The 14,989-nt window shown below is 70.4% G+C and carries 12 protein-coding genes; 6 read left to right on the forward strand and 6 right to left on the reverse strand.

What is annotated here, in order from left to right; genetic code table 11:
- Positions 1-3: 3 nt before the first annotated feature.
- The 6 genes from ACYQ5L_RS17190 to ACYQ5L_RS17215 all read left to right on the forward strand — a co-directional run bounded on the left by ACYQ5L_RS17190 (position 4) and on the right by ACYQ5L_RS17215 (position 7,228).
- On the forward strand, positions 4-912 hold the full coding sequence (locus tag ACYQ5L_RS17190; protein ID WP_459958698.1) for an ABC transporter ATP-binding protein: 909 nt from the start codon (positions 4-6) through the stop codon (positions 910-912).
- On the forward strand, positions 909-2,528 hold the full coding sequence (locus tag ACYQ5L_RS17195) for an ABC transporter permease (RefSeq protein WP_459958699.1): 1,620 nt from the start codon (positions 909-911) through the stop codon (positions 2,526-2,528). Before ACYQ5L_RS17190 ends, ACYQ5L_RS17195 begins: the two co-directional genes overlap by 4 nt.
- Positions 2,529-2,694: 166 nt before the next feature.
- Positions 2,695-3,132, forward strand: a complete 438-nt coding sequence (locus ACYQ5L_RS17200) for an Hsp20/alpha crystallin family protein (RefSeq protein WP_459958700.1) — start codon at positions 2,695-2,697, stop codon at positions 3,130-3,132.
- Between the two features lie 191 nt (positions 3,133-3,323).
- The gene (locus ACYQ5L_RS17205; RefSeq protein ID WP_459958701.1) at positions 3,324-5,450 is read left to right on the forward strand and encodes a glycosyl hydrolase family 65 domain-containing protein; all 2,127 of its coding nucleotides are present in this window, start codon (positions 3,324-3,326) and stop codon (positions 5,448-5,450) included.
- Positions 5,447-6,145, forward strand: coding sequence for a universal stress protein (locus ACYQ5L_RS17210; protein ID WP_459958702.1), 699 nt, complete (start codon positions 5,447-5,449; stop codon positions 6,143-6,145). Before ACYQ5L_RS17205 ends, ACYQ5L_RS17210 begins: the two co-directional genes overlap by 4 nt.
- A gap of 147 nt (positions 6,146-6,292) precedes the next feature.
- The gene (locus tag ACYQ5L_RS17215) at positions 6,293-7,228 is read left to right on the forward strand and encodes a ribose-phosphate diphosphokinase (protein ID WP_459958703.1); all 936 of its coding nucleotides are present in this window, start codon (positions 6,293-6,295) and stop codon (positions 7,226-7,228) included.
- A gap of 42 nt (positions 7,229-7,270) precedes the next feature.
- Here the strand turns inward: ACYQ5L_RS17215 and ACYQ5L_RS17220 are convergent, their stop codons facing one another.
- The 6 genes from ACYQ5L_RS17220 to ACYQ5L_RS17245 form a co-directional block, all read right to left on the reverse strand.
- Positions 7,271-8,800, reverse strand: a complete 1,530-nt coding sequence (locus tag ACYQ5L_RS17220) for an ABC transporter permease (protein ID WP_459958704.1) — start codon at positions 8,798-8,800, stop codon at positions 7,271-7,273.
- Positions 8,797-9,423, reverse strand: coding sequence for an ATP-binding cassette domain-containing protein (locus ACYQ5L_RS17225; protein ID WP_459963451.1), 627 nt, complete (start codon positions 9,421-9,423; stop codon positions 8,797-8,799). Before ACYQ5L_RS17225 ends, ACYQ5L_RS17220 begins: the two co-directional genes overlap by 4 nt.
- A 136-nt stretch (positions 9,424-9,559) precedes the next feature.
- Positions 9,560-9,994 carry a hypothetical protein gene (locus ACYQ5L_RS17230; RefSeq protein ID WP_459958705.1) on the reverse strand — a complete coding sequence of 145 codons (435 nt, stop codon included), beginning with the start codon at positions 9,992-9,994 and terminating at the stop codon, positions 9,560-9,562.
- A complete protein-coding gene (locus ACYQ5L_RS17235) occupies positions 9,991-10,443 on the reverse strand; it encodes a hypothetical protein (RefSeq protein ID WP_459958706.1) in 453 nt (150 codons plus the stop codon). Before ACYQ5L_RS17235 ends, ACYQ5L_RS17230 begins: the two co-directional genes overlap by 4 nt.
- Positions 10,440-12,854, reverse strand: a complete 2,415-nt coding sequence (locus ACYQ5L_RS17240; RefSeq protein WP_459958707.1) for a heavy metal translocating P-type ATPase — start codon at positions 12,852-12,854, stop codon at positions 10,440-10,442. Before ACYQ5L_RS17240 ends, ACYQ5L_RS17235 begins: the two co-directional genes overlap by 4 nt.
- Positions 12,855-13,172: 318 nt before the next feature.
- Entirely contained in the window at positions 13,173-14,975 is a 1,803-nt protein-coding gene (locus ACYQ5L_RS17245; RefSeq protein WP_459958708.1) for an adenosylcobalamin-dependent ribonucleoside-diphosphate reductase, read from the reverse strand.
- Positions 14,976-14,989: the final 14 nt, after the last annotated feature.

Here is a 14,989-nt window from a genome sequence, read left to right on the forward strand (position 1 = left end):
GTCATGACCTATCCCGCAGTATTCATCGCCGGCCTCCGGAAGACGTTCGGCACGGTGGCAGCTCTCGACGGGCTGGATCTCACCGTGAACGCCGGTGAAGTGCACGGATTTCTGGGGCCGAACGGCTCCGGGAAGACGACGACCATCCGAATCCTGCTGGGGTTGTTGCGCGCCGACGGCGGCACCGTCCGGCTGCTGGGCGGTGATCCGTGGCACGATGCCGTCGCGCTGCACGCGCGGCTGGCGTACGTGCCCGGCGAGGTCGCCCTGTGGCCGGGCATTACCGGCGGTGAGGTGATCGACCTGATGGGCCGGCTGCGCGGCGGGGTGGACCGGCGGCGGCGCGCGGAGTTGCTGGAACGGTTCGAGCTGGATCCGCGGCAGAAGGCGCGAGCCTATTCGAAGGGCAACCGGCAGAAGGTCGCGCTGATCGCCGCGCTGGCGTCGAATGCCGAATTGCTGTTGCTCGATGAACCGACTGTCGGCTTGGATCCGTTGAAGGAGGCCGAATTCCGGGCCTGTGTGCGGGAGTTGCGCGAGGCGGGCCGGACGGTGCTGCTGTCCAGCCATATTCTCGCCGAAGTCGAGGCCCTCTGCGATCGGGTGAGCATCATCCGGAGCGGCCGGACCGTGGAGAGCGGATCCCTGGCCGAGCTGCGGCATCTGACCCGCACCACGATCACCGCGGAGACGGAATATCCGGCAACGGGTTTCGAGGATCTGGCAGGGGTGCACAATGTGGTGCGCGAGGATTCCCGCATCGAATTCGATGTCGACACCGCGCATCTGGACACCGCGCTGCGCGCGCTCACCGAGCGCGGCGTACGCGGCCTGACCAGTGTGCCGCCGACGCTGGAGGATATCTTCCTGCGGCACTACCGCTCCGAACCGGTCGGCGCGGAGCTGTCATGACCGCCACCCTCGCCTCCCGTATCGCCGTCGGCGAAATCGGCACGGGCGCGGGCATATTGCTGCGCTTCGCCCTGCGCCGCGAACGCTTCAGCCTGCCCTGCTGGCTGCTCGGCGCGGCGGCGCTGCTGGCCTTCCAGTCCGTCGGCAGCCAGAAGTTCTACGACACCCCGCAGAAGCTGGCCCGGTTGCGCGAGACCATGAGCGGCAGCGCTGCGACCGTGGCCATGGCCGGTCCGACACGGCTGCTCGACACCATCGGCGGCGAGGTCGTCTTCGAGATCTTCGCCTATCTCGCGATCGTGATCGCGCTGATGAACATGTTTCTCGTCGGCCGTCACACCCGCTCGGATGAGGAGACCGGGCGCGCGGAACTGATCCGATCCGCGCGAGTCGGCCGCCGCGCCACCGCGGTCGCCGCACTGGGGTTGGCCGCCCTCGCCGATCTGATCGCGATACCCGTCCTGTTCGCCGCATCGGCCGGAACCGGGTTGCCCGTGGGCGGCTCGCTGCTGCTGGCCGTGGCCGTCGCCGGGGTGGGCATCACGTTCGCGGCGGTCGCGGCGGTCGCGGCCCAGGTGTTCGAAAACCCGCGCAGCGTCTACGGTTCCGTCACGCTGCTGCTGGCGGCCGCGTACGTGGTGCGGGCCGTGGGCGATGTCGGCGACGGCGGCCTCTCCTGGCTCTCGCCCATGGGGTGGGGCCAGCGCACCTATCCGTTCGTGGACGACCGCTGGTGGCCCGTGCTGCTGTTCGTCTTCGCGACCGCCGCGCTGATCGCCCTCGCCTTCGCATTGCTGGACCGGCGCGACTTCGGGGCCGGACTGCTCCCGTATGCGATGGGCCGCCCGACGGCGTCCCGGGCATTGGGGTCGCCGCTCGGCCTGGCCTGGCGTCTACAGCGCGGATCCCTGCTCGGCTGGATGATCGGAGCCCTGACCCTCGGGACGGCCTACGGATCGTTCGTGAACAGCATCCAGGACTATCTGGACGACAACCCCGAACTCGCGGCCTTCATCCCCGGCGGCGCCGACGACGCGGTGAATGCCTATCTGGCCCTGACGATCTCGATGTTCGCGCTGGTGGCCTCCGCCTACGGAATCAGCAGCGTGCTGCGCGCGCACGGCGAGGAGGCCGCCGGCCGCGCCGAGCCGGTGCTCGCCGCCGTCGTGAGCCGCCGCGCCTGGCTGGCGAGCCATCTCACCATCGCCCTGGCCGGCAGTGCGATCGTACTGGCCTGCGGCGGTTTCGCCGCCGGCTCGGCTTACGCCCTGACCATCGGAGACGCGGGTCAGGTCCCGCGTGTCACCACCGTCGCCTTCGTCTACCTGCCCGCGGTCTGGGCGATCATCGCGGTGGCCGTGCTGGCCTTCGGCTGGTTGCCCCGAGCCGCCGCGGCGGTGGCGTGGACGGCGTTCGCCTACTGCGTCGTCGGAGTCCTGTTCGTCGAATCCTTCGATCTGCCGGGCTGGTTCGACGACGCCTCACCGCTCACCCACATCCCCCGGGCGCCGCTGGAATCGGCCACCGCGGCGCCACTGCTGATCGTCGCCGCCGTCGCAATGACATTGGCCGCCCTGGGATTCGCCGGATTCCGGCATAGGGATCTGGACACCTGAGGGCACCCGGGGCACGCGCCCGCCGAGCGTGATTCCGGCAGGGCCTTCGGTCATATCCCCGGGGCCGGCCGTCCTCGTTTCCCACTACCGGATGCCCTATCGATCGATCCGGGCACTGAGCGAGATTGAGTGTGTCGGAACACTATCCATTCCCTTGGGAGGAACCATGAGTCTGCTTCCGGTCCATCGTCAGCCGGGTACGCTGCTGCCCGATTTCGACGATCTCTGGAATGCGTTCGGCGCGCCGCTGGCCGTGCGGGCATCGATGTTCGGTCCGCATCTGCTGCGGGTCGAGGAATCGGTCGAGGAGGGCCGCTACGTCGTTCGCGTCGAAATGCCCGGCATCGATCCGGCGAAGGATGTCGAGGTCACCGTCGGCGACGGACATCTGACGATCAAGGCCGAGCGCACCGAGAAGAAGGAGGACAAGCGGTATTCCGAATTCCGCTACGGCTCCTTCGAACGCACGGTCACCCTGCCCGCGGGCGCACTGGAGGAGAGCGTCGACGCCCGCTACGCCAACGGCGTTCTCACGGTCAGCGTCCCGATGAAGGAGCAGCCCGAGGCGCTGACGCGGAAAGTCGAGGTGAAGTCCGGCGAGTGAGCCACTACCCGTGCCCGCGCCACCATGGCGCGGGCATTCGCGTGCCCGGGTGCCGCGGGACGCTGGACGCACTGCGGCGCAGGGTCGAAATGGGTTGGGCACAAGGTCCTTCTACCCTGCCGGAGCGCGCCGGGATGGCGGATCGTCGAGGGTGACAACGGATCCGCGGCACGACTTCGGGGAGATGAGCGATGGACCCTGTAGCCGATGTGACGATCTCGGCGAGCGTACCGCTGGCCGACGGTGGATGGGATGCGAGCTGGACGGTGCGGGAGAACGGCGCGCGACCGGAAGTGGCGAATCCGGCGGTATTCACCGTGGGGTCCGGCGGCAGCGCGACCCGCGGGATGCCGGAGGAGGACGAGAGCGACCCGGCGGCAGGGGTATTGGTGGCGGGTGTTTATGCGGGCGCGGGGCCCGAACAGCATTTGATGCCGGGACCGGTGTGGACCGCCGTGAGGCTGGACCCGCCCCCGATGGCCGCGGAACGGGTGCTCGACCTGCGCGCGGGCGTGCTGTACCGGGTCGATGTGCTCGGGGATTTCCGCAGTATGCGGTTCGCCTGCGCCGACCGTCCCGGTGTCATGGCCATGCGGGTGGAGACCTCGCCGGCACGCATCGACGCGGGACACCCGCTGTGCGCGGCCTCGCCGGATCCGGCGGCCGTCGTGACCGACATCCAGGTGCGCGCACCCGGCCCTCCGGACACGCGAACCCGCTGTGTGCGAATGGAATCTGACGCGGGCGCTGCGATCGTGTCGGCCGCGGCGCAACGGCGTTCGGACCTGGATGGGCGATGCCGGGTCGACCGGATCGCGGTGGTGCGCGCCGACAGCCCCGCGGCCGACGGCGCCGGGGCGGTGGTCGCGGAATTGCGGCAGGCGTGGAAGCAGGGCGTGGACGATCTGCTGGCCGCGCATCGCGCGACGTGGGCGCGGCGCTGGTCCACCGCCGGCATCGAGCTGCCCGATGATCCCGAGACCGCGCTGGCGGTGCGGTTCGCGCTGTATCAGCTGTGGACGAATGCCGGGCGGCACGGGGAGTCCGCGGTGGGTGCGCGCGGTATCGCCGGCACCGGCTACCGCGGCCATGTGTTCTGGGACGCCGATGTTTTCGTAATGCCCGCGATGGTGAGCATCGATCCGGAGGCAGCCGAAGCGATGGTCACCTACCGGCTGCGGCGGCTCGAGGCGGCGCGGGAGCGCGCTCGCGCGGAGGGATACCGGGGCGCCCGATTCCCGTGGGAGTCGGCGGCCGATGGCGGCGATGTCACCCCGCGCGCCGGATTCCTCGGTGGCACCTCGGTTCCCATCCACACCGGAACCCGCGCGGAACACATCACCGCCGATGTCGCGTGGGCGGCGGACCGCTACGCGCAGTGGACCGGCCGGCGCGATTTCGCCGAGACCACCGCGCGTGAGCTGTTCGTCGAGACCGCCCGTTACTGGGCCTCGCGCGTGCGCGTGGACGCCCTGGGACGGGCCCATCTCGAAGGGGTCATCGGCCCCGACGAATACCACGAATCGGTCGACGACAATGCGTTCACCAATGTGATGGCGCGATGGAACCTGCGCCGCGCCGGGCGGCTCGAACCGCGAAACCGCACGGAAGCAAGGGAATTCGCGGAGTGGCGGGAACTGGCCGATCGCATTGTCGACCAATTGCGACCCGACGGGCGCTACGAGCAGTTCCGCGGCTACTTCGGGCTGGAACCGCTGCGGGCGATGGACGTCGCGCCGCCACCGGTCGCCGCGGACGTCCTGCTCGGTCAGCGCCGGGTCACCGGCTCGCAGCTGATCAAACAGCCCGATGCGCTGATGCTGCACTACCTGGTGCCCGAAGAGGTCGCGCCCGCGACCCTGCGGCCCAATCTCGACTTCTACCGATCACGCATCACGCACGGCTCGTCGCTGTCACCGGCGGTGCTGGCCCTGTTGCTGGCGCGGGCGGGCCGGCCCGACGCGGCGCTGGAGATGCTGCGCCCGGCCCTGCGGGTCGACCTGGACGACCGCACCGGAACCACCGCCACCGGACTGCACATGGCCGCGCTCGGGGGAGTGTGGCAGGCGATGCTCACCGGCTTCGCCGGGGTGCGGGTCCGCGACGGAGTGCTGCGGGTACGGCCGATCCTGCCCGCGCGCTGGTCACGCTTGGCGATCTCCTTCCGCGCGCTGGGACAGGGTGTGCGCGTGGCGGTTTCGCGGACCGGTATCGAGATCCGCACCGACGGGCCGGTGACGGTCGCGGTCGGCGCTCATCCCGCCGAAATCGTGACGGGCGAATCGCGCTGGCCCGCAACAAGGAAAGGAAGACAATGAATCACGTAATCGTCCGCTCCTCGGAGCCGGCCTTCGCGGTCGCCGGAACGCTCGCGAAGGTCATGGAGGCCTCGGTGCACTCGGTGCCCGCCGACATCGCCGCCGCCGACTTCGTGCGGGCGCTCGCCGATCCCGACGCCGTGCTCGGCATCGTCGCCAATGACGACGGAGTATGGGATGTCTTGCGGCGCTGCACGGTTCCCATCGTGGTGGTGCCCGCCGACACGACAGCCGCGCCATACGATATCGACCGCGTGCTGGTGCCGCTGGACGGCACCGACGAGGCCGCGCACGCGGTGTCGGAGACCGTGCGGCTGTTCGGGGCGGCGGGCGTCGAGATCGTCGTCCTGCACGTCTTCGATCGCAGCACCGTTCCCGCACACTGGGATCAGGCGGCGCACGCCCGCGATTCGTGGGAACACGAATTCCTCGCCCGGTACTGCGCGCCCTACTTCCCCGGTCTGTGCCAGACGCTGACGCTGCGCAGCGGGGTGCCCGGGGACGCGATCGTCGATGTCGCGACCGAACAGGCCGATCTGATCGTGCTCGGCTGGTCACAGCGACTGCTGCCCGGGCGCGCGCAGAGCGTGCGCAGGGCCGTCGCGGCCGCCTCGGTGCCGGTCATGCTGGTGCCCACCGCCGCCTGCCGGGAAGCCCGGGCAATGGCCGTGTCCCGCCCCGCCGGCGCGGTGTGAACCCATGAATACGCGAAGACCCGGCGCGGGACCAACGGCCCGTGGTCAGGAGCCGATCGAATCTGCCCGGCCCGGCCGGGCGAGCAGGACGCTGGAGGCAGGACGCCGGAACCGGTTCGGCAAGGCCTTCGGGAAAGGGAAGAGGTCATGATTTCTCCGCACATCCTCTCGGGCAGCGCCAACCCGCGGCTGGCGATGGCGATCGCCGAGCAGTTCGAGACCACCGCCACCGTCGTCGTCCCGGAACGCTTCGCCGACGGCGAGTTGCGCCCGGTCGTGCGGCGCGTTCGCGGCGACGACGTGTACGTGGTGCAGCCGACCGCGCCGCCGGTGAATGATCACCTGGTCGAGCTGCTGCTCCTGCTGGACGCCTGCCGCCGCGAGCGCGCGGGCCGGATCACCGCGGTGGTGCCCTATTTCGCCTACACCCGCCCGGATCCGGGCGCGGTCTCCGGCGCCACGCCCGGTATGCGGATGATCGCGGACGCCATCGCCCGCGCCGGCGCCGATCGGCTCGTCGTAATGGATCCGCACACCACCGAACTCGCGGCCGTCAGCCCGATCCCGGTCGAGACCCTCACCGCCGTTCCCGTCCTGTCCCGGCACCTGGGCTTCGACCCGTCCGGGCACACCGTGGTGGTGGCCCCCGATCTCGGCGCGGCCCGGCTCGCCGAGCGCTTCGCCGCACCCGTGCAGGACACCGTCGCCATCGTGCGCAAATTCCGCCAGAGCGGCGCCGTCGTCAATGCCGTCGAAATCCTCGGCGATATCGAGCGCCGCCCCGTCGTCCTGGTCGACGACATGATCTGCACCGGCGCGACCGTCGAAGCGGCCCTGCGCCTGCTGCACGGCCACGCCGCCGATATCGTCGTCGCGGCCACCCACGGCCCCCTCACCGCCGCCGGCGCCACCCGCCTGCGCGCATTGGGTGTGCGCCGCATCGTGGTCACCGACAGCATCGCCCTGCCCGACACGGCGCCGCCCATCGAAGTGTGCTCGATCGCGCCCCTGCTGGCCGAGGCCATCGCCGATCTGCACAGCGACAGCGACCGGCCACTGGGAAGCACTCTGCAGCCGCTGTGACAACCGGTGTGCGGCCGCCCGGATACCGTTGCGTCCCAGCACCTACGGCCCGTGCGGTCCGATCGCGCGGGCCGGCTTCACGGTCGGCCGGCTGCGCCCGGGCCCGCCCATGCCGCGGGCGAAGAGCAGGGCCGCCACGATCGCGAGTCCCGCCGGCCAGGCCAGCGCGAGCAGCAAGGCGCCGGGCAGATCGAAATCCGCGGTCAGACCGGTATCGATCAGCAGGCGATTGACCGCGTATCCGGGCCACAGGCGCGCCGACGTGGTGGGTTCGGGGCGCAGCATGGTCGATTGGGCGATGCCCAGATCGAGGAACGGGATCAGGAATGCGATGAAGACCCCGGCCACTCGCCCGAACAGCGGGGCCAGAATCGTGCCGACGAGCGCGTAGGTGAGCGCGGTGAGCACCATGGCGGCCGCGAATCCGAAGCCTTGCCGCGGCGTGAAAACCAGTGCGGTGACCGCGATCGCGGCGCCGGTGACCACACCGAGCGCCGCGGCGAGCACGCCGAGCCGCACCCCGGACAGCACGCCGAGCCGGTATCCGGCCAGGTGCAGCCGCCGATCGCCGGGGCCGGTGTCGGCCATGAGGAACAACCCGGCCAGGGTGGCGAGGGCGGCGACCGCGATCGGCGCCATCACTCCGGCATGGACCTCGGGAAACCAGAAGGACGCCACCGTTTCCCGGCCGTCTTCGACCACGGTGAGGGTGATGTCGCGGGCGGGCGTGGTGACCTTGGCGAGCAGGATGAACACCACCGGGACCACGATCAGCAGCACACCGAGAACCGGGTTGCGCCACAGGTCGAGCAGACCCAGTCGCAGCCCCGTGCGCAGCTGCCCGGCCGGGCGGCGAACGGGGGCGGCGCCGCGAGCGCCGCGCATGAGCACGAGGGCACCGATGAGCAGCGCCGCGCCCACCCACAGCAGGGCGAAGCCGAGATCGCTGACCCGGCCGCCGTGCCCGGAGGGCAGGTCCACCATCCACAGCGTCACGAAATGTGTTGGCAGCCAGCGTAGATAGATCTGATCGGAGGCATTCCGGGAGGGGCCGAAGAACACGTCGATGATCCACACGAACAACAGCAGCGCCGCGCCGTTGACCGGGTTGCCGGCCGCGATCGCGATCACCGCCCCGATGGCCAGATAGATCACCGCGAACATCAGTGTCCCGGCCACGGCCCGCACCGGATCGTCCATCCCGGTGCGGACGGCGAGCGCGGCCAGCGACACTCCGGACACGAGCACGGCGAGCAGTCCGTCGGTGCAGGCGCGGGCGGCCACCAGGCGGTGCGGTGGCAGCCCGGCGAGCACCATCCGCCGGTCGGCGGCCCGGGCGGAGCGGACCTGGAAATACATCGCCAGTCCCGCGAGGAATCCCGCGGACCAGCCCGTGACAGCGGTCTCCACCGACATCCCGAGGCCGCCGAGCAGCTCCATGGCATCGGAAATCGCACCGGCCGCGAAGAATACGAACAACGCGGGCACTATCGCCAGGACGAGCAGATTGACCGGATTGCGGGCGTAATCGGTGATGAAGGCGCGCACGAACGGAGCCGGGGACGGAGTCATCGCGGTGTCACCAGACCGTCGCGGACCCGCAGGATCCGGTCGAAGCGGTGCTCATCGGCCACGAAATGGCTGATGATGAGCACCGATCGGCCCGCCGTGCGGCGCTGGGCGACCAGCTCCCAGAACCGGAGGTAGGTGTCCCAGTCGAATCCGGCGTAGGGCTCATCGAGCAGCAGCACCGCCGGATCGGCGAGCAAGGCCAGGGTGAGATTCAATTTGGCCAGCGTCCCGCCCGACAACCGATTGGCGCGGGTCCGGGCGTAACGTTCGAATCCCAGCGCCGCGTACAACTCTCGCTGCGCGCGATGCTGGGCCTCGCGGGTCATGCGGTAGGCGCGGGCGAACAGCTCGATATGCTCGTCACAGGTCAGGCGCTCGTAGACCACGGGCTCCTGCGGGCAGTAACCGAGCACCCCGGAACGAGTGACCGTGCCGGCGTCCGGGCGCAGGTCGCCCACCAGGATTTTCATCAATGTCGACTTGCCCGAGCCGTTTTCGCCGACCAGCCCGACCACCTCGCCGGGGCACAGCGCCATGTCCACGCCGCGCAGCACGGATTGTCTCTGCGCGAAGGGCCGTCCGGTGCGGCGGAAGGACTTCTCGATGCCGGTCGCGACGAGCACCGGATCACAGCGCTGCGGCTCGGCTTCGCGGGCCGCGCCGCCGGGGATCGGAGCGGGGGCGCTCTCAGTGAGATTCTCCGCGACATCATGGGTTTCGCGGGAAACCGTGCGTTCGGTCATAGCGGAACCTGCCCTCCTAGGGTGCGGTCCAGACACCGGTCACCTCGGTGGGCAATCCGGTGAGATGCAATTCCACCGTGTCACCGGAGCGGATCGGGACCTCGAACCGCAGCGTGCCCGCACGATGGTGCCCGCCCGGTCCCGGTCCGTCCCAGGCCGGGGTCGTCGCGACCGCGCTGCCCGCGACCCGCAACGTCGCCGCGGCAGCCGGATCGAGATCCAGTGAGCCGGTGTGGGTTTCGAATTCGATCTCGAACTCGGCGCGCGCGGGCCCCAGTGCTGTCGCGGTCATGGTCACCTCGATGTCACCGGCGCTCGCGGTCCGTGTGCCCAGGCCGCCGGCCTCGTCGCCGACCCGCCCGAACACCACCCATGCCGCGACCGCCGCGGACAACAGGATCAGTACCGCCGGAATCACAATTCGGCGGGTCGGCGGAAACAGACTGGTCATTGCGGCTCACCTCCGGAGAGCACCGGCACCGGTAGCCGGCGCAGCTTGCGTGCGGCGAGCACCACGCCCACCGCATTGACGGCGATTCCGGCCGACATGATCGGCACCCGGAATTCGGTGAGGAACACCGCCGCACCGGATGCGCCGATGACCGGTGCGAGATCGGCGATGTGGTGCGCGCAGCAGGCGACCATGCCCACCGCCGACGCCGCCGCGCCGGTACCGGCCGTCGCGCGCATCGCCTGCTGCAGACGGCGCCGCCGCCGCAGCTCGAGGAACAGCGCGATCTGGGTGCCGAACCCGGCCAGAATCGCCAGCAACCAGGGCCAATCCGCGACGGCCTGCTGCCCGAGATGCTCCACCCCGCCGACCCAGCCGACCACCACGCCATAGAACGCACCCAGTACGGCCGCGCCGACCACTCCGCCACGCAGGCTGCCCGGGCTCATTGCGGGCTCCTCGGTGAAGCCGAGGGCCGCAATTCATTCGCCTCGCCGGATTCCGGCACCGTGATCGGTTGCAGCGCAGGTGTGGTCGCCGGGAGGCGGAGGCGTTTCAGGGCGAGGGCGTTGAGTGCGACGATGAGGCTCGAGCCCGACATGGACAGGGCGGCGATTTCCGGGCGGAGGGTGAGGCCGAGGGCGGGTTCGAAGACGCCGGCGGCGATCGGGAGGGCGATGGTGTTGTATCCGATTGCCCAGCCGAGGTTCTGGCGCATCTTGCGCAGGGTGCCGCGGCCGATGCGCAGGGCGGTGGGCACATCGAGGGGGTCGGAGCGCATGAGCACCAGGTCGGCGGTTTCGATGGCGACGTCGGTGCCCGCGCCGATGGCGATGCCGAGGTCGGCCTGGGCCAGGGCGGGGGCGTCGTTGACGCCGTCACCGACCATGGCGACGATGCGGCCGTCGCGCTGAAGCCGGGCGATCGTGGCCGCTTTGTCGCCGGGCAGCACCTCGGCGATGACCGTGTCGATGCCCAGCCCGGCGGCGATGCGGTCGGCGGTGGCCTGGTTGTCGCCGGTGAGCATGACGACCTCGATGCCGAGATCGTGCAGCGCCGACACGGCGGCGGAGGCGGTGTCGCGGGGTGCGTCGGCTATGCCGATGACCGCGACCGCGGCGCCGTCGACGGCGGCCAGCACGGCGGTGCGGCCGGTGGCGGCGAGCCGGTCACGGTCGGCGGCCAGCTCGCCCAATGGGATTGTCTCGCGCTCGAACAGCTTTCGGTTGCCGACCGCCACGCGCCGGCCCTGCACGGTGGCGATGGCGCCGTGGCCGGGCACACTTTCGAAATCGATGGCGAAGGCGTCGCTCACGCCATGGGCGGCGGCGCGGCGGACGATCGCCGCGGCGAGCGGATGCTCGGATTCGCGTTCGACGGCGGCGATGAGCCGCAGCACCTCCGACTCGGTCCGGCCGGCCGCGGTGATGATCTCGGTGACTTCGGGTTCGCCCTTGGTGAGGGTGCCGGTCTTGTCCATGACCACCACCTGGATGCGCGCCGAGGTCTCCAGGGCCAGAGCGTTTTTGAACAGCACCCCGCGCTGGGCGCCGAGTCCGGTGCCGACCATGACCGCGGTCGGGGTGGCCAGGCCCAGGGCGTCGGGGCAGGTGATGACGACGACGGTGATGGCGAACAGCATGGCGGCGCCGAACGGGCGATCGGTCGCCAGCAGCCACACCGCCAGCGTCAGGCCGCCGCCGATGAGGGCGACCAACACCAGCCAGAAGGCGGCCCGGTCGGCGAGCCGCTGGCCCGGAGCCTTCGAATTCTGGGCCTGCTGAACGAGTTCGACGATCTGCGCGAGTGCGGTGTCGGCGCCGACCTTGGTGGCGCGGACCCGCAGCGTGCCGGTGGTGTTGATGGTCGCGCCGAGTACCGCGGCGCCGGGTTCCTTGTGCACCGGCAGGCTTTCGCCGGTGACCATGGACTCGTCGACCTCGCTGTCGCCGTGTTCGACCACGCCGTCCGCGGCGATCTTCGTGCCCGGCCGGATCAGCAGCAGATCGCCGGCCACCACCTCGGCGGTCGGAATCTCTGTCTCCGAACCATCCCGCAGCACAATGGCTTTCGGCGGAGCGAGATCGAGCAGGGCGCGGATGGCCGCATTGGCGCCGCCGCGGGCGCGCATCTCGAACCAGTGCCCCAGCAGCACGAACGACGCCAGCACCGTCGCGGCCTCGTAGAACACCTCGCCACCGCCGGTGAGGGTGATGACCAGCGAATAGCCCCAGCCCGCGCCGACCGCCACCGCGACCAGCACCATCATGTCCAGGGTCCGCCGGCGCAGCGCGTCGACGGCGCCGGCGAAGAAGATCCGGCACGAGTAGAGGATCACCGGCAGGCTCAGCAGCAGCGCGAAGACGTCCTGGCGCAGCCCGAACGGCACCGGCAACTCCACCCCGAACAGCTGCGTGCCCATCGGCGACCACAGCACGATCGGGATCGAGAACAGCAGCGCCACCAGGAAGCGGTTGCGCATATCGGCGACCATCGCCGCCATCGGCATGCCCTCGTGCGCCATGCCCTCGTGCGCGCCGTGCGCCATGTCCTCGTGCGTCGTGGCCGCTCGCCCGGGCGAGGCCGCCGCTGATCGCTCCGCCATCGGATCGCACAGATGGGCCGGTACCGACCTACCGGCGCAATGGAATCCGCAGTCCCGGATCCAGTCGGCCAACTCGGCCACGGAGGTGCGGTCCGGGTCGTAGACGACGCTCGCCGTCTGCGACACCGGATTGGCGGATACCTCGAGGACACCGGGCCGACGGCCCAGCACGGCCGTGAGCGTGCTCTGCTGGGTAGCCCACAGCATGCCCCCGGCATCGAGAACGGCGGTACTGCGCCGCGTGTGTTTGTTCATCACCGGCCTCCTGTGTCCATGGTCACCAGCGTGGATGAGCCCGTGCCAGGGGCGAAAGTCCGTTTCGGTCAAGGGCTCCCGCCGCCCGCCCGGCGCCATCCGGCCCTGTCGTCGCGCTGTCGGCCGCCGCATCCTCGACAGCACAGCGGTGCCGGCCGGCACCGCGGCGGACCGAGGAGATGAACGGGCCATGACGGAACTGCACCGGATCCTGCACACGATGATGATGTGGCTGCACCAGCAGGGTGTCTTCCCGCCGATGGAGATGGATATGGGCATGATGTGACGGTTCCGAACGGCGGCTGCGCGCGATCGCTGTCATGGTGCGCGCCCGGCGACGGGAGTCCCCCCGGCGTACGTGCCGTGCACATCGACCTTGCCGTCGGCGGCGGGCACCCGAGGTGGCCGCAGGACTTGATCGCGGCGGCTGCCGGTGCGATAGACGGTGACGCCCTTGCAGCCGGCGCGCCAGGCATGGCGGAAGATAGTGCGCACCTGATCGATATCGGCGGATTCGGGCAGGTTAACGGTTTTTGCGACGGCCGCGTCGGTGTGCTCTTGCACGGCGGCCTGCATGCGGACATGCCAGTACGGATCGATCTCGTGCGCGGTGACGAATCGGCGGCGCAGATCGGCGGGGACGCCGGGGTGGGCGGCGGTGCCGGTGGCGGCGATCTCGGCCGCCAGGTCCGGAGTCCAGAGGCCGCGGTCGGCGGCGAGGCGTTCGAACAGCGGCTCGACCTGAACGAAATCGCGTCCCAGCAGATGCCGGGTGTAGGCGAGGGCGAACAGCGGTTCGATGCCCGCGGAGGTGCCGGCGAGCAGGGCGATGGTGCCGGTGGGCGCGATCGAGGTGAGCTGGGCGTTGCGCATGGGCGCCGGCGCTGTCGCGGCCCAGCGGCTGCGGTCGAACAGCGGGAAGGGGCCGCGCTCGGCGGCGAGTTCGCGGGAGGCGGCGTGCGCCCACTGCGCGATCCGCGACATGAGATGGCGGGCGAACGCCACCGCGGGCGCGCTGTCGTAGGGAAGCCCGAGTGCCGCAAGGGTTTCGGCGAGCCCCATGACGCCGAGGCCGATCTTGCGGGTGGCGTGGGCCGCCGCGGCGAGCTCGGGCACGGGATAGTCGGCCACATCGATGACATCGTCGAGAAACCGCACCGCCACCCGCACCGTCTCGGCGAGGCGCTGCTCGTCGAGGCGATCACCGGCCAGGAACCGGGGGAGTGCGAGCGAACCGAGATTACAGGATTCGTACGGGGCCAGCGGCACCTCCCCGCACGGGTTGGTGGCCTCCAACCGGCCCCGTGACGGCAGCGGATTGGCGCGGTTGATGGTGTCCAGGAACAGCATTCCCGGCTCTCCGGAGCGCCACGCCTGTGCCGCAATGGTTTCCAGCAGCGCGCGGGCCGAGATCTCCCGCACCACCCGTCCGGTGTGCGGATCGATCAGCGGATGGGGGCGATCCGCCGTCGCGGCCAGCATGAACTCGTCGGTGACCCCGACCGAGAGGTTGAACGTCGGCAGCGCGGTGGGGCCGGACTTGGCGCGCACGAATTCCTGGATATCGGGGTGGTGCACGTCGAGCACGGCCATGCTCGCACCGCGTCGCCGTCCGCCGCGCCGAATCACCTGTGCGGCGGCGTCGTACAGCTCGATGAACGAGACCGGTCCGCCGGCGCGGGCTCCGGTGCAGGCCACCGCATCGTCGCGGGGACGGAGATGGGAGAACGAGAAGCCGGTCCCCGCGCCGGCCCGATGCAACAACGCCGCGGTGCGCAAAGTGCCGAAGATCGACCGCAGCGAATCCTCGATCGGCAGGACGAAGCACCCCGACAGCACACCCACGCCCGTGCCCGCGTTCATCAATGTCGGTGAGTTGGGCAGGAATTCACGGCTGCGCAGCAGCTCGGCGAACCGCCCTGCCCACTGGTCGGGCTCCCGCGTCCGGTACGCGTCCTCGGCCTGCGCGACGAACCCCGCGACACGGTCCATCATCTGCCCGGCCGTCTCACAGATCCGCCCCTGGTCGTCACGCCGCAGATAGCGCTGTTCGACGACCGTGCGCGCGACCGGCGAAAGACCCAGATCGTCGATATCCGCTGTGCGTCGCGCCTGCGCCATCACCACTCACCTCC

It is taken from the genome of Nocardia sp. IFM 10818, assembly GCF_054655275.1.

Excerpts from the sequence above, each read along its gene's own strand:
- ACYQ5L_RS17195 (WP_459958699.1), top strand. The coding sequence starts at position 909 with ATGACCGCCACCCTCGCCTCCCGTATCGCCGTCGGCGAAATCGGCACG.
- ACYQ5L_RS17190 (WP_459958698.1), top strand. The coding sequence starts at position 4 with ATGACCTATCCCGCAGTATTCATCGCCGGCCTCCGGAAGACGTTCGGC.
- ACYQ5L_RS17240 (WP_459958707.1), bottom strand. The coding sequence starts at position 12,854 with ATGAACAAACACACGCGGCGCAGTACCGCCGTTCTCGATGCCGGGGGC.
- ACYQ5L_RS17205 (WP_459958701.1), top strand. The coding sequence starts at position 3,324 with ATGGACCCTGTAGCCGATGTGACGATCTCGGCGAGCGTACCGCTGGCC.
- ACYQ5L_RS17215 (WP_459958703.1), top strand. The coding sequence starts at position 6,293 with ATGATTTCTCCGCACATCCTCTCGGGCAGCGCCAACCCGCGGCTGGCG.
- ACYQ5L_RS17200 (WP_459958700.1), top strand. The coding sequence starts at position 2,695 with ATGAGTCTGCTTCCGGTCCATCGTCAGCCGGGTACGCTGCTGCCCGAT.
- ACYQ5L_RS17230 (WP_459958705.1), bottom strand. The coding sequence starts at position 9,994 with ATGACCAGTCTGTTTCCGCCGACCCGCCGAATTGTGATTCCGGCGGTA.
- ACYQ5L_RS17235 (WP_459958706.1), bottom strand. The coding sequence starts at position 10,443 with ATGAGCCCGGGCAGCCTGCGTGGCGGAGTGGTCGGCGCGGCCGTACTG.
- ACYQ5L_RS17245 (WP_459958708.1), bottom strand. The coding sequence starts at position 14,975 with ATGGCGCAGGCGCGACGCACAGCGGATATCGACGATCTGGGTCTTTCG.
- ACYQ5L_RS17220 (WP_459958704.1), bottom strand. The coding sequence starts at position 8,800 with ATGACTCCGTCCCCGGCTCCGTTCGTGCGCGCCTTCATCACCGATTAC.
- ACYQ5L_RS17210 (WP_459958702.1), top strand. The coding sequence starts at position 5,447 with ATGAATCACGTAATCGTCCGCTCCTCGGAGCCGGCCTTCGCGGTCGCC.